A 14,018-nucleotide genomic window follows, 5' to 3' on the forward strand; every position below is an offset into this window, starting at 1 on the left:
CGGGATGTCGTCTCGGGACGTCATAGCAACGATCGAGAGAGGAGTGGCATCATGGAAGAACAAAAAAAGGTCAAGGGTGGAGAATTTTTGGTGGGCCCGGTGGATCCTGCCAGTGTGTTTACACCGGAGGATTTTACCGAGGAGCACCGCATGATCGCCAAGACCACGTACGATTTTTGCGTCGGCGAGGTGCAACCCCGGGATGCCGAGATCGAAGCCCAGAATTTTGACGTCACCGTCGGGTTGTTGAAAAAGGCTGGAGAGCTGGGGCTGCTTGGCGCGGATGTCCCCGAGGAATACGGGGGCCTTGGACTGGACAAGATCAGTTCCACCCTGATTACCGAGTACGTCACCTATGGCGGGGCCTTCGCCCTTTCCCATGGGGCTCACGTCGGCATCGGGACCCTTCCCATCGTGTATTTCGGCAATAAGGCCCAGAAGGAAAAATATCTTCCAAAGCTCGCGTCCGGCGAGTGGCTGTCCGCTTACGCCCTGACCGAACCCACCTCGGGATCGGACGCCCTCGGGGCGAAAACCACGGCGGTGTTAAATGCCGAAGGTACCCACTATATCCTCAACGGCACGAAGCAGTTTATCACCAACGCCGGGTTTGCCGACCTGTTTATCGTCTACGCCAAGGTGGACGGGGAAAAATTCACCGCCTTCATCGTCGAGCGCGGATTCCCCGGGGTTTCCACCGGTCCGGAAGAGAAGAAGATGGGGATCAAGGGCTCTTCCACCCGGCAGCTCATCCTTGAAGATGTGCCGGTTCCGGTGGAGAATGTGTTGGGCCAGATCGGCAAGGGCCATCTGATCGCCTTCAATATCCTGAACATCGGCCGTTACAAATTGGCCGCGGGCTGTGTCGGGTCTTCGAAGATCGCCCTGGCCATGTCTGCAAAATACGCCAAGGAACGAAGCCAATTCGGCAAACCCATCGCCGAGTTTCCGCTCATTCAGAACAAATTGGCCACTATGGCGGTTCGCACCTTTGCGGCGGAGTCTGTGATTTACCGGACGGTGGGGTTGTTTGACCGGCAGCTGCAGGATTTTGACCTCACCCAGGACGAGGTGGGCATGCAGGCCGCTGCGGCCATCGGGGAGTACGCTTTGGAATGTTCCATCAATAAGGTGTTCGGCTCCGAGGTGCTCGACGCCGTGGCGGATGAGAACGTCCAGATTCACGGCGGCTACGGGTTTATCGCTGAATACGGTGCCGAGCGAATCTACCGGGATTCCCGGATCAATCGAATTTTTGAGGGGACGAATGAGATCAACCGCATGTTGATCCCCGGCATGTTGATGCGCAAGGTCATGAAGGGCGAGCTGCCCCTGCTGCAAAAGGCGCAACAGCTGCAGGGCGAACTCATGTCCGGGACTGTTACCGGGGTGGAGGACGGCGGGTTCCTGGGAGTCGAGCGGGGCCTGATTGAACAGGCGAAGAAGATTTTCCTTCTGGCGGCGGGCACAGCAGTGCAAAAATATCAGACGAAGTTGGAAGAGGAACAAGAAGTCCTCGCTGGTTTGGCCGATTTGGTCATCGACATCTTTGCCATGGAGAGCGCGGTGCTTCGGGCGGTGAAATTCGCCCAGGCCCACGGGGAAGAGAAGGCCGGGCTGATGGCCGATATGGCCCGCTGCCAGGTTTATGAGGGTTTTGACCACTTGGAGACGACCGCCCGGTCGGTTCTTGCGGCGGTGGAAGAGGGGCAAACTCTCGCGATGGTGCTGGCGGGACTGAGAAAATTGGCCCGGAGAACTCCGGTGAACATCGCGGCCCTGAAGCGGCGGATTGCGGCCCGGATTCTCGATGCCGAAAAATACGTGGTGCAGTAAGCGCCGTTCCCGGATGCTCGGCGGCATTGGGTGGGGCATCCGAAGAGAGGCCGGCTCCTGCAAAAGGCGGGGCCGGCCTCTCCCGTGCGCCCGGCATGGGCGTTGACTGGGTGGTGAAAGTCCGCTGCAGGCGAGGCAGCACGAGTCTGCTGGCCAAAGGCAGGGGTGCTCGCCGGCGAGTTCATTGGATGATATTCTGGCGCATGGCTTTGGCTACAGCTGCCGACCGATTGGGCACCTGTAATCTTCTGAGGATGGCCCTCACATATTCCGATACCGTGTATTCACTGAGGTGGAGGTGTTGAGAGATTTCCTTTGTATCCAAACCGTCTGCAATGAACTGGAGAATCTGTTGTTCCCGGGGAGTCAATACCCCGGAGGAGGGGATTCCCACTTTGGTTGCCGGTTCGGCCAATCGGGCTGACATAGCTTTGGCAGCCCTCGACATCATGGTGTCCAGAGCGAATAGGGTCCCTTCATCCGCCTGAAAAGGCGTTCCATCCTGATCCAGCAACAGTACTGCGACCTGCCGTTCTCCAACGACAGGGATAGGACAGACCAACAGGGAAGATAGATGGAATGACTCCACGTAATGATCCGGCAATCTCCGGTGAATGTTCTCAAAATGAACCGGTTTCATCTTCTCGAACACCTCTTGAATCCCGGACAGATTTTCCACAGGTTCGCGGATGCACTGAATGTTCTCTCTGGGGATGTTGAAGGCATGTACGCCGTACACCGACCGGGTGAGCGGGGTGTACCAGAAGAGAGCGCTGCGGCGAAACCCCCCGATTCGACACGTTTTTTCCACTGTCGAAGTGATAATTTCCTCCAGATTCTTGGACTGGAGGAGGATTTCATCAAATTGAAGGACAGCCTCGTACAGTCGAAGGCGGTGGGCTTTCAGGGAGGGCGTCGTGTCGACCAGACGAGTCGACAGGTCAAAGGCTACTCTTAACCACTGGGCGATCTGGTTCAGTCGGTGATGCGATGAGGGACTCGTGCTGCCTGCGGCGGCCAGTCCGATGCCTGGAACCACAGTTTGTCGGCAGATCCCGGGATCATGGCCGTATAAACCGGTGAGAATCTGCTGGGTGAGATCCGGCTGGACGGCGGTCGACTTCCAATCACGCCCCTCGGTTTCCCGTACGGCCAATTCGAGGATCCGGACTTCGGGTTCCGACGTAAATAGCGCCACCCATTGCCACCTTTCTTTCAACGACATGCGGTTCAACAGTCTGACCAAAGGAGATGTCCATTCCTCATTGTTTTCCGGGAACGGACCTGCCGGCAGATAGGCGACTTCGAAGGTGATGTAATACAAATTCAAGACCAGGTTGCGGATCCATGCACACCCCAATTCTGCATCCGTTCGGTCGAGCCTTCGGCGCAGAACTTTGCACACCGTTTCTTCGAAATGGGCAACGGTCGCCAATACATGAACGGATTCCAGCATCTGGTGATGATCGACCAAATAGGTTTGAAACCGATAAAACAATGTCGACGGATGCTTTCGCGCCGTGTGCAATTGCTGAAGAAGAAACACCAACAAGTCCTGGACGACTTCTTTTTGGTGATCTGTGAGCTCCATGGTGTTGAGCTTGACGGTCCAGGGCATGAGGATCTCCGAGTGTCCCTTGCCGACTTGGTCGACGACTTTGTCCCACAATCGGTTGGACAGCAAGGGAAGGGCAAAGACAGGGTCTTGAACAAACATGGTCAAATCCCCCTTTTTTCGACCGGTTGTTGTGGATCATCCGGGTGAGGAGCGCCTTCGCGACGCCCCCGTGGGGCCGTCATCCGCATGACTGGCAGACTCACACCCGTCCCTTCGGTTTATGGCGGTGACCGGTTGACGGACATCGCTTGGACGTTTTCCGCTCCGTCCCGGTGAACCGTGCCGGCCTGTTGATTTTTCCGATTGAGATCGTCGATGTTTTTCCCCACCTGTACGTCGAGCCAACCGGAAAAGTGGCGGCTGAGGTGATTCCTCGGTACGTGGTGAGTTGCCGAAGGAGTTGGCGACCGCTTCGCGCCGGGCGTTGACAGGGATGTTTGACGGTGTGCGGATGGGTAAAGTCATTGTATATGTCCAACCAGTCAAAATCAACTGATCAAAACAATCTTTTTCCAATGAACCCTGATATTTTTAATCAAGAATAAAAAATACAATTAACAGTCGATGAAGTATTTATTTTTGAGGAATGGAGGGGGCGATCCGGGAAATGAATCTCGGCCCGCAGCACACGAAAATCAATGGGTTAAACTTCCCTGGTTTCAGGGGTACGATGATTTACGAAAAAATGTAGAATAAACCGTGAAGATCCAATAAAACTTCGATGACAGAAGGGGGAATTTCGGTGGGTGTACCCGTCTTCGGATCAGAGTGGGCCCAACAATGGGGAGAAAGATTAAATCAAAGCGTGCAATACCGCCAATCGGCCCAAACGTGGGAGTGGCCCTTGGTACTCGTTATGGAGCAGGATCCGTCGGTTGGCTTGGCGGAGGATCGTGCGGTGTACCTGGATTTGTGGCATGGGGAGTGTCGAGAGGCCAGGGTGGCGACCCCGGAGGATCAGGAGACGGCACCCTATGTGATCAGCGCCGATCCGTACACGTGGAAACAAGTGTTGGATCGTGAATTGGAGCCGATAACTGCGATTATGCGGGGAAGGCTGAAGTTGACGAAAGGAAACATGTCCACCCTCTCCGGGTATGTGATAGCGGCCAAATACCTGGTGGAGACGGCGATTGATATCGAGGCGGAATTGCCGGAGGGTTTGCGATGAAGGCGGTGACTTTCCAAGGAGTCGGTGAGGTCAGGGTTGAAACGGTGAATGACCCCGCCATCCTGGATCCGTCCGACGTGATCCTGCGAGTGACGACGGCTGCTGTTTGTGGTTCGGATCTTCACCTGTATCACGGGAAGATTCCGGGAATGTTGCCTGGCATGGTGATGGGCCATGAATACGTGGGGATTGTGGAAGAGGTGGGATCCCAGGTCCGGGCCTTTCGACAGGGCGATCGCGTGGTGGGAGCCTTCCACGTGGCCTGTGGATTCTGTCGGCAATGCCGGCGCGGGGCGTATAATCAATGCGAACAGGGCGGAGTGCTCGGTTATGGGATGGCCTTCGGTAATCTCGGGGGCACCCAAGCCGAATACGCGAGGATTCCTTTTGCAGATTACACCCTCCGAAAGGTGCCCGAAGGGTTGAGCGATGAACAAGCGCTCTTCGCGGGAGATATTCTGACCACCGCCTACGGAGCAGTGCGCAACAGTGGATTGTCGCCCGGTGAGACAGTTGCCGTCATTGGATGCGGGCCGGTGGGTATGATGGCTGTGATGAGCGCCTTGGCTCTCGGCGCTTCCCGTGTGTTCGCCGTCGATCTGGTTCGGGAGCGAACGGAGGTGGCGGCTCGCCTGGGGGCCGTTCCCATTCCATCGAAGGAAGTCAACCCCGCGTCAAAGATCCGTGAATGGACCCACGGTGAAGGGGCGGATGTTGTGATCGAAGCGGTGGGCGGTCCCGCGACTCTTCAACTGGCGTTCGAATTGGTCCGGGGAGGCGGGCGCATCTCAGCGGTCGGGATTACTTCCGAAGATCGGTTCGTCTTTCCGCTCATGCAAAGCTTGGTCAAGGATCTGACCTTCCGAATTGGAGTGGCCAATGTCCATCGGGACATCGATGCGGTTCTCGCCTTGATTCGCGGGGGGCGCATTGATCCGACGGTGGTGATTACTCACCGTTTGCCGTTGGAAGCGGCCGCCGAAGGATATCGCCTGTTCGACCAGAGACAAGCGGGGAAAGTGATGTTGACAATGAGTTGAGAAAGCCGCAGGTACAGATGTGGCCGGAGGAGGCAACATCTTTTGGGAACAGGGCGGGAGCCTCAATCATCTGTATGGGGGGATCAAGGATGCGCGTCTTTGCGACGACAAGCGAGCGGGGCCTGAACCAGGAGATTTTGCCGATGCGATTGTATCACAAGGCGAAAAAATTGGGGATTTGGGACCCGAAAGAATTGGATTTCACCCAGGACCGGGAGGACTGGAAAACCCTCACGACGGACCAAAAGGAGTTGATCCTGAAACTCTGCTCCTTATTTCAAGCCGGTGAAGAGGCGGTGACTCGAGATCTCCTTCCTCTGATTCGCGTGGTGGCCTCCGAAGGGCGTTTGGAGGAAGAAATGTATCTGACGACCTTTCTTTTTGAAGAGGCCAAACACACGGAATCATTTCGCCTGTTTCTGGATGAAGTGGCCGAATACCGCGGAGATTTAGCGATCTATCATAAAGAGAATTATAAAAAAGTTTTTTATGAGTATCTCCCCCAGGCGATGGAACGGTTGATCCATGACCCATCGCCTGAGGCTCAGGCCGAGGCGTCCGTCACCTACAATATGATTGTGGAAGGGGTTTTGGCCGAGACAGGTTATCACGGATTCTCCAATGCGTTGGGCAGACAAGGTAAGATGCCCGGGTTGTTAAAGGCTGTGGAATATCTGAAACGGGATGAATCACGTCACATCGGCTACGGAACCTATCTATTGTCCAGATTGATTGCGGAGAATGAAAACGTCTGGAAAACGATCAATAACAAGATGGGAGAGCTTCTGCCATATGCCATTGGAGTTGTGAACGAACTTTTAGGAGAGGGACCGCATCCCTTTGGATTGGACCCGGAAGAGTTTGTGCAATACGCAACCAAACAATTTCAGATTCGCATGGACGTGCTGGAGCGGGCCAAGGACAGGTCCGTCGATGAAATCTACGGAATCAGCGAACAGGAAATCGGTGTTCTCTCGTGAGGTGCGGGCGATGACGAGCACCCTCAAACTCCCGGTGGTGTTGGATCGCGTCCGGACGTTTATGGAATCCGGCCCAAAAAAGATGTTGATCGGCGGCCGGTGGGTGCCTTCGGCCTCCGGTCAGACGTTTCAAAGTGTGGATCCGGCTTCGGGTGAAGTTTTGTGTACGTTGTACGCAGCGGATGACCCGGATGTGGAGGCGGCGGTGCAGGCGGCCAGGCGGGCGCTCGACGGTCCCTGGAAGAACATCAGCCCGATGGAGCGGGCGCGCCTGCTGTGGAGGTTGTCCGATCTCCTGGAGGCCCACGCGGAGGAATTGAGTCAGTTGGAGTCTTTGGATACCGGCAAACCCATAGCCGAGACCTCCGCGGTGGACATTCCGTATGCCATTGACCACTTTCGCTATTTTGCCGGGTGGACGACAAAGTTGAGCGGGGAAAACCTTCCTGTTTCCATGCCCGGCCAGTACCTGGTGTATACCCGGCGGGAGCCCGTGGGCGTGGTGGGGGCCATTGTACCTTGGAACTTTCCCCTGATGATCACCTCGTGGAAAGTTGCGCCGGCTTTGGCGTGCGGGAACACAGTTGTATTAAAGCCGTCGGAATTGACACCTCTGACAGCTCTGCGCCTCGGAGAACTGGCTCTTGAGGCCGGCATACCGCCCGGGGTTCTCAATGTTGTGCCCGGGTACGGGCACACGGCGGGCGCCGCTCTGACTCACCACCGCGGAGTGGACAAGATCAGTTTTACCGGTTCCACTCGAGTGGGGAGGGAAATTGTTCATGCGTCAGCGGCGGATTTCAAGCGCCTTTCCTTGGAGTTGGGAGGAAAATCCCCCAATATTGTGTTCCCGGATGCGGATCTGGACATGGTGGCCGGCGGAATCATGATGAGCATCTTTTTTAACCAAGGGGAAGTTTGTTGCGCGGGATCGCGACTTTATTTGCACAAACAGGTTTACGACCGGGTGCTGGAGGCGATCGTGCGGCGCGCCAAAACCATTCGCCAAGGCGCCGGGGTGGATCCTGCCACCCAAATGGGGCCATTGGTGAGCGAACAGCACATGAACCGGGTGTTGGGATACATTGAGAAAGGCTTGGAGGAAGGCGCGAAACGGTTGACGGGCGGAGTTCGCAAAGGGTCTTCGGGCTACTTTGTAGAACCGACGGTGCTGGAGGCGCGCGACGACATGACCATTGCCAGGGAAGAAGTCTTTGGCCCGGTGCTGGCGGTGATGCCTTTTGAAGACGTGCGGGATGTGGTCCGAAGAGCGAATGACACGGAGTACGGCCTGGCCGCAGGCATCTGGACGTCGGATGTCAGGCGGGCCATTCGTGTAGCCCATGAATTGCGGGCGGGGACGGTGTGGATCAACGGCTATAATCTTCTTGATCCCACCAGTCCGTGGGGCGGATTCAAGCAAAGCGGTCTGGGAAGGGAAATGGGCCGGTATGCGCTCGAACACTACACCGAAATGAAAAGTGTTTGGGTGAATCTCACCTGACGGTCTGAACCCCTCTCTCCGGGTTGTGCACAAGAGAGCCACCCGTGCGGCTCTGTGGAGGTGCATGTCGAATACGGCGGCGGTCTCGGGCACATGCCCCAAGACGCAGAGAGTCACCGGGCATCGAGGGAATGGGTTTGGTACAGCTGAGCGGAGATCGAGTGGTGCAAGGAGCCTATCGGTGGCAGGTAGGCTCCGTTTCGTACCCGGACTTCCCGCGTTCTGGGGATTCGGACCATGAAAAATGGGAGGTTAGAAAAAGTGGATTCGAGTTCGGTGGAGAGCATTCAGGTAACCGGAACGCGGCTGCCGCCCCATGAAAAACAGCAATTGCGAAGAGAAATAGAACAGATGCGAAGCAGGATCACCAAGGGCGGACGATACCGGGCAATCGTCGGAACCCTGGCGAAGCACGGTTTGCTCCATGTGCTGCAGGACCGCACATGGTGGAAACGTTGGGACCGACAGTGTTCTGTGGAGGAAGCGGGACAACTTCGTCAAATCGGTCGTAGGCTGCGACGGGTGTTCGAAGAGTTGGGACCGACTTTCATTAAGCTGGGCCAGGTTTTGGTCACCCGCCAGGAGCTGCTTCCAGAGCCGATCACTGCAGAATTGGCCGAGTTGTTGGATCGGGTTCCGCCCATATCCTTCCCGTATATCGCCGCCATTCTTGATGATGAACTGGCCGGCGGATTGGAGACTTTCGAATGGATTCGCGTCGAACCCCTTGGTTCCGCCTCGTTGGCTCAAGTTTATCAAGCACAACTTCGGGATGGGCGGATGTGTGCCGTTAAAGTGGTCCGGCCGGCGGTGGATAAGCTGTTTGAGACTGATATTCGGATCATCAAACGGTTGGTTCGGCGAATCCAGGTCTTTTTGCCGTCCAATCTGGCCGCAGCTCTTGATCTGCCCGGACTGATTGAGGATTACTACAGCAGTTCATTGGATGAGCTGGACCTAAAGACCGAAGCGAAGTACATGGATGAGCACCGGAGGATCTCGGCGGAGTTTGCGACCGTACACATTCCCGTTGTGTACCAGGCCACGTCCCGAGTGCTCGTCATGGAATACATCGACGGATGGGATTTAAAGGAATTTCCGGTTGATTTTTTAAGTTTCGAAGAAAGATTCGAACGAATGCTGGATTTAGCACATTACTATATCAAAACATTTAGTGAAGGTTTTTACCACGCGGATCCTCATGGTTCCAACATCATGATCGACAGGCGAACCAAAAAAGCGGTGGTGATCGACTGGGGCATGGTGGGGCGGATGGATGCCATCCATACGGAAGCGATTTTCCGGCTGCTCCTGCACTGCCGCTTAAATCAGGCGGAGGATGCGGCAGAGGCGGCCCTGGATATTATTCAACCGACGCCCCATACCAATCCCGTGGAGCTGAAAGATCAACTTCGATCGATGATCATCCATTATTCCGACAGTGACCAGGCGAGCCGTTACAATTGGGGGAATCTTGTTATCCAGATTATCGTGATCGGGATGAAAAATTATTGCCGCATTCCGAATGGATTGGCGCTTTGGGCCAAAGGGTTTTCGGCTGCAGAGGGGACGGCGCGGTGGCTCTGTCCCGAAATCTCCTTTCACACCGTGGTGGAGAGCGCCGATGTGCAAATGTTGCGCCGTTGGATAGCAAGGCGTTTCAACTATAGAGCCAACGCCGGGTTTTTAACTGAAATCTCAAAACTCATCGGAACATTCCCTAGGAGATTCAACAAAATACTTGAGAAACTGGCCTGGAATGACTTGAAGATGATCGTCGAAAACCGAGTCTCATCGGACACGATAGTGTTCGCCAACAAACTGGTGAACCGGTTTACACTCGGGGTGTTGTCGGCCGGGTTTTTTGTCGGAGGGACAATTCTCACGGCGTTCGGGTCGTCGGCTGTCGGAACGGTTCCGGGATTGCGCGGATTGGCCGCGGGAGTGTTGTGGACCTCAACATTCCTCGCCTGTTATGTCCTTTGGCGTATTGTCCGATCGAGGCGAGCTTAAAGTCCCGCTGAGTCGGATTCAGCGCAGTAAGGGGGAGTGATCGGTGATTGATGTGAAAGGTTTGGTCCATGAAGTCTTGGACGGTTTGACGCTTCGATCCGCCGGACTTCTGAGCAGGTGTTCGATAATGATCTTCAACCTGTCGAACATCGGTGCCTTGGTTCGCAGGATGGAAGGCGTGTGGCTGAGGCCGATCGAAGGAACGTTGCATGTGGAATGTCGCGGTGCAGCCGGGACGTTGTCCCCGCCCTCCCGGATCGCTTGCGCAGGTCCGGGTCAGGGGGGGCTCCGGTTCCCGCCCGAGAAAGGAACCCGGACCGGAAGTCGGTGGTGTCGGTGAACAGGAAAGGGAGACGACGAGTGTCCCGGTCAGTGGCGGGAACTCTGGCGATCTTGGCAGCCCTCATAGGAGCCGGTGTTCCGCAACGGGGAGCGGCGGTCGACCAGGATTCGGGCATCGTCGTGCGTGCCGACCGGATTGAAGTGCAGGGACTGTTGCCCAGTTTGGCGATGGGCGGTGACGGGGGGCTGGTGATCCGGCTGCGAATCCACCGAGCCACCGCATACGGCCTTCGCGTGATCGGCAACCAGTCGCAAACGTCCGCCGGATTTCCCTGGGGGATGCGCATCGACAGTACGGGCCCAGCGGTTTTGGAGGGTTTGCTCGCGGATACCACTGCACTGGGGCTGCGAGGGGCCGGTTTGAAGTTGGATGTACCCTTTCCTCAACTGACGCTCCGAGATGTTTTTCTGCGCTGCACCAGACTGACCGCCGGCCATGTCTTCATGCCTTCCATGAAACTGCATACGGACAAGGGGATTGAGGATTCTGGGACGGCCCCCATCATCGATCTGCGATCTCTGACCGTGATCAACGGCGAAGGAGTGGTCGATTTACTGAATGGATTGTTGTCCGGCGACTCATCGGGAGCCGGGGGACAAGCGAAGGGAGAGGCCCCCTCCGGTCCGCAACGCGACGGCGGAAAGGAGGCGGAAGCCTCGAGGAACCCCGAGGCAGGATCGGCAGAGACAACATCCGGCTCGGTGGAGACAGGGTCCGGCCGAGGGGAGGTCCCCGAACCACATCTGCCGGCTTCCGACCGGTCGGAGCCGCCGAGTGGCGGAATGGAACCCCCCTCCGGTGCGGTCCAATCCAATCCCCCATCGTCCGTTCAGCCCAATTCGGAAACAACCGGGCGGCCGTCGGGAGCGCCGATCGCTCCCTTCAGCGGCCTGCTCCGACAATTGGGGCAACTCGACCCCTCAGGGTTTCTAACCTCATCGGGAACATCGCCCGGATTCGGCAGTGCTGGGTCAAGTCAAAGTCCCGAGGCTGTTCCCGAGAGGTGAGTTCAACAGGGGGCCTTTTGCATCCGGGATCTTCGCAAAGCGCCATGGATAGAGCCGGGTTGTGAAACAGATCGAACGAAAACGAGAGAGGAGGGGGATGTCTCGTGGGCAAGAAAATGACGATGGAGCAACGAATTGAAGCCTTTTATCGACAAAGCGGGGGACCTCATAATCCACAAATCCAGAAGCTGCTGCAAAAACACCTTTTGTACGGCAAAGACCACGGTATGCCGGGGTACAAGGAAAGTTTTGAGGATGCGATCCTCGACGTGGTGGTCAACGATCCGAGTCTTTTGTTGTTGTTCGAGCGGTTTCAACGATGGCGCTCCGCACGAAAGGATATCTCGACCAGTTCCCGGTGCGGCGTCTGTCAGCGCGAGGCCTGTCAGTTGGAAGAAAGGCTGCAGCGTCTGGAAACGGAGGTTCGTGAACTTCGGGCCTCCGTCGAACAACTGATTGAGCGCGTCCGGATTTGAACGGGACTGAGAGGCCGCTGAGCGGGTCCTCCGGGAGGGGAGTTGCGAAAGCAGCACTTCCCTTTTTGGCCCCGGTTTAGCTGCAGAAACCCCGGTGGGCCGGAAGCCCCGATGTTTCAGGGATGGCGGATCCGATGATTCTTGCCCCCTGATTCGAAGGATGAAATCACCACGTTTTTCGGTATAGTAAGCTGAACGTTAATATTCTACAATACTATAACAAATGCAGGAAATAATCTTGAACATCAAGGGGGATGAGGTTACATGCTGTCGACGGCTGCAGTGCAGACCAATCGCAAGCGATTCTTCGCTGCGTCAGGAGTTGGATTGGGGGGGCTTGTGGTCCTGCTCGCTTCCCTGTTCCTGACGGGGACCGTGTACGCCGCTTTTCCATTGACGGGAATCGGCGGATTCGTGATCTCGGCGGATGAGATTATTGGGCAGCAGATGAATTTGTATCCCGCTTTGGGACAAACGTCGGAACAATCGATCTGGCCGCAGGCGGCCATTGAATTGAGCAGTGCGACCATCAAAGGGTTAAATCTGACAAAAGATCTCGATGTCAGCAAAGAATTGGGGAATTTTGGGATGAATAAGGTCAAGGTGGTCATCGGTGCGACCAAGGATGTGCAAGGCTCTGGATTGAAATTGAGGATAACGGGTCTTCAAGCGGACCAAGCAAATTTCAGCACATTTGACATGGAGGAAAAATACAGCGATAATCCACTGAACAAACTCGGCATGACCTCGAGCCAAATCGACCTGGTCAAACCGCAGCTGAACACACACAGTCTGGTGGCGCAATCGCTCGGGATTCCCGGGATGTCCTTGAGCCTCGAAGTCTATGACAAGGACGGAAAACAACTCCCCTGATCCAGTTGCGTAAGCGCAGTCGATCCTCGGATCCGGGGAGCGCGACGGCCCCGGGTAACCGGGGCCGTTTGATATGGGTCCGGCACGGGTGCTGTGCTGCGGGCGGTCGGCAGTCGGCAACCGATTTCCACTTGGTCGTTTCGCGCCTTTACATTGTCCAATCCCCACTGGAGGAAAGGAGGGGCCTTTGTGTTCCGACGGATCAATTTTTGCGGCTCCTTGGCCGTAACGGGATTATTGACCGGTGCATTTATCGGGGGCGTGGTCTTCGGACAAGGACGCGTGGGGGCCGGTGTCGGGGCCCTGTTGGGTTTGGCGCTGTTTGGTTTTGCCCTCGAACCGGCGGCGCGGCGCTTGGAACCGTTCCGGTTTGATCTGGCGCTCGGGACGTCGGGCATCATGGCTGGAATCATCGCGGGCAGCAATTCCTTGTTGGGGGCCGGGCGAGCAGGAGCTGCGGCGGGGTTTGCCGGCGGTTTGGCGTGGTTCGGATTTGTGGCGGCAGCTCTGGTCCGTTCTCATCGAGCTCGGAATCTCTACGCCGACTACCGGGGTTCCGCGTTTGTGGCGACCACACTCGCTTTCTGCGGCGCATGGGCGGGCGTTGAGTTGTCGAACTTTCTCATCGAGCTTGTGCCCGGGCCGTGGCCATGGTGGCGGTGGCTCATGGGGATTTCATTACCGCTTGTGATTTCCACATTTCTTTCGATGATCCCCGGCTACGTTTTTGCTCTGAATCGATCGCGTCCCGCATGGGGAGGGTTGTTGAGCCTCGTGGCGGGTGGACTGGTGTTGTGGGTGGGAATCAGCATAGCGCCCCTTCTGTTTTTGCCAGGCAGCGGTCTGATGTGGGCGGGATTGGTGATCGGTTCGTGTATGACGGCTGCGGCCTTATTGAGTCTCGTTATTCCGAGATCTCACTCGGTGATCGGGATTACTCTGATTCTCCTGTCTATTCTTTCATTCGTCGGCGCCGCGGGCGGGCTGGTGGTCGGAGGTCTCTTGGGCGTGATCGGCGGAAGTCTCGTTTTCGCTTGGCACGGATCGCCCTTGGAGGTGGAACGAATTACCCCCGTGTTGGCGCATCCGGTGCAACCGGAGATTGCGGCGCGAGAGGCGGCGATCGGGAAGGACGAGGTCAACTGATGGCAGCGGCA

The 14,018-nt window shown here is 56.5% G+C and carries 11 protein-coding genes; 10 read left to right on the plus strand and 1 reads right to left on the minus strand.

Annotated elements, in window-relative coordinates; genetic code table 11:
- Positions 1 to 51: 51 nt before the first annotated feature.
- The gene (locus BTUS_RS05315) at positions 52 to 1,836 is read left to right on the plus strand and encodes an acyl-CoA dehydrogenase family protein (protein WP_013075086.1); all 1,785 of its coding nucleotides are present in this window, start codon (positions 52 to 54) and stop codon (positions 1,834 to 1,836) included.
- Positions 1,837 to 2,017: 181 nt separating this feature from the next.
- On the opposite strand, the gene BTUS_RS05320 is transcribed toward BTUS_RS05315, so the two are convergent.
- The gene (locus BTUS_RS05320; RefSeq protein ID WP_013075087.1) at positions 2,018 to 3,553 is read right to left on the minus strand and encodes a LuxR C-terminal-related transcriptional regulator; all 1,536 of its coding nucleotides are present in this window, start codon (positions 3,551 to 3,553) and stop codon (positions 2,018 to 2,020) included.
- Positions 3,554 to 4,196: 643 nt separating this feature from the next.
- Between BTUS_RS05320 and BTUS_RS05330 the strand changes: the two genes are divergently transcribed.
- The 9 genes from BTUS_RS05330 to BTUS_RS05375 all read left to right on the plus strand — a co-directional run bounded on the left by BTUS_RS05330 (position 4,197) and on the right by BTUS_RS05375 (position 14,007).
- Positions 4,197 to 4,625 carry an SCP2 sterol-binding domain-containing protein gene (locus tag BTUS_RS05330; protein ID WP_013075088.1) on the plus strand — a complete coding sequence of 143 codons (429 nt, stop codon included), beginning with the start codon at positions 4,197 to 4,199 and terminating at the stop codon, positions 4,623 to 4,625.
- The gene (locus BTUS_RS05335; protein ID WP_013075089.1) at positions 4,622 to 5,665 is read left to right on the plus strand and encodes an alcohol dehydrogenase family protein; all 1,044 of its coding nucleotides are present in this window, start codon (positions 4,622 to 4,624) and stop codon (positions 5,663 to 5,665) included. The genes BTUS_RS05330 and BTUS_RS05335 overlap by 4 nt, the downstream gene beginning before the upstream one ends.
- Positions 5,666 to 5,754: 89 nt before the next feature.
- Complete coding sequence (locus BTUS_RS05340) at positions 5,755 to 6,645, plus strand: R2-like ligand-binding oxidase (RefSeq protein ID WP_013075090.1); 891 nt, start codon at positions 5,755 to 5,757, stop codon at positions 6,643 to 6,645.
- A 10-nt stretch (positions 6,646 to 6,655) separates the two neighbouring features.
- A complete protein-coding gene (locus tag BTUS_RS05345; protein ID WP_041303771.1) occupies positions 6,656 to 8,149 on the plus strand; it encodes an aldehyde dehydrogenase family protein in 1,494 nt (497 codons plus the stop codon).
- 261 nt (positions 8,150 to 8,410) lie between these two features.
- Positions 8,411 to 10,162, plus strand: coding sequence for an ABC1 kinase family protein (locus tag BTUS_RS05350; RefSeq protein WP_013075092.1), 1,752 nt, complete (start codon positions 8,411 to 8,413; stop codon positions 10,160 to 10,162).
- A 360-nt stretch (positions 10,163 to 10,522) separates the two neighbouring features.
- Complete coding sequence (locus tag BTUS_RS05360) at positions 10,523 to 11,512, plus strand: hypothetical protein (RefSeq protein WP_013075094.1); 990 nt, start codon at positions 10,523 to 10,525, stop codon at positions 11,510 to 11,512.
- 104 nt (positions 11,513 to 11,616) lie between these two features.
- Complete coding sequence (locus BTUS_RS05365; protein WP_013075095.1) at positions 11,617 to 11,988, plus strand: hypothetical protein; 372 nt, start codon at positions 11,617 to 11,619, stop codon at positions 11,986 to 11,988.
- A 264-nt stretch (positions 11,989 to 12,252) separates the two neighbouring features.
- A complete protein-coding gene (locus BTUS_RS05370; RefSeq protein WP_013075096.1) occupies positions 12,253 to 12,861 on the plus strand; it encodes a DUF6230 family protein in 609 nt (202 codons plus the stop codon).
- Positions 12,862 to 13,050: 189 nt separating this feature from the next.
- The gene (locus BTUS_RS05375) at positions 13,051 to 14,007 is read left to right on the plus strand and encodes a DUF6114 domain-containing protein (protein WP_013075097.1); all 957 of its coding nucleotides are present in this window, start codon (positions 13,051 to 13,053) and stop codon (positions 14,005 to 14,007) included.
- Positions 14,008 to 14,018 lie beyond the last annotated feature (11 nt).

It is taken from the genome of Kyrpidia tusciae DSM 2912 (assembly GCF_000092905.1).
In the GTDB taxonomy this organism is placed as follows: Bacteria; Bacillota; Bacilli; order Kyrpidiales; family Kyrpidiaceae; genus Kyrpidia; species Kyrpidia tusciae.

What these genes read in the sequence shown, in the direction of transcription:
- BTUS_RS05340 (WP_013075090.1), top strand. Translation starts at nt 5,755, where the DNA reads ATGCGCGTCTTTGCGACGACAAGCGAGCGGGGCCTGAACCAGGAGATT.
- BTUS_RS05320 (WP_013075087.1), bottom strand. Translation starts at nt 3,553, where the DNA reads ATGTTTGTTCAAGACCCTGTCTTTGCCCTTCCCTTGCTGTCCAACCGA.
- BTUS_RS05335 (WP_013075089.1), top strand. Translation starts at nt 4,622, where the DNA reads ATGAAGGCGGTGACTTTCCAAGGAGTCGGTGAGGTCAGGGTTGAAACG.
- BTUS_RS05345 (WP_041303771.1), top strand. Translation starts at nt 6,656, where the DNA reads ATGACGAGCACCCTCAAACTCCCGGTGGTGTTGGATCGCGTCCGGACG.
- BTUS_RS05315 (WP_013075086.1), top strand. Translation starts at nt 52, where the DNA reads ATGGAAGAACAAAAAAAGGTCAAGGGTGGAGAATTTTTGGTGGGCCCG.
- BTUS_RS05370 (WP_013075096.1), top strand. Translation starts at nt 12,253, where the DNA reads ATGCTGTCGACGGCTGCAGTGCAGACCAATCGCAAGCGATTCTTCGCT.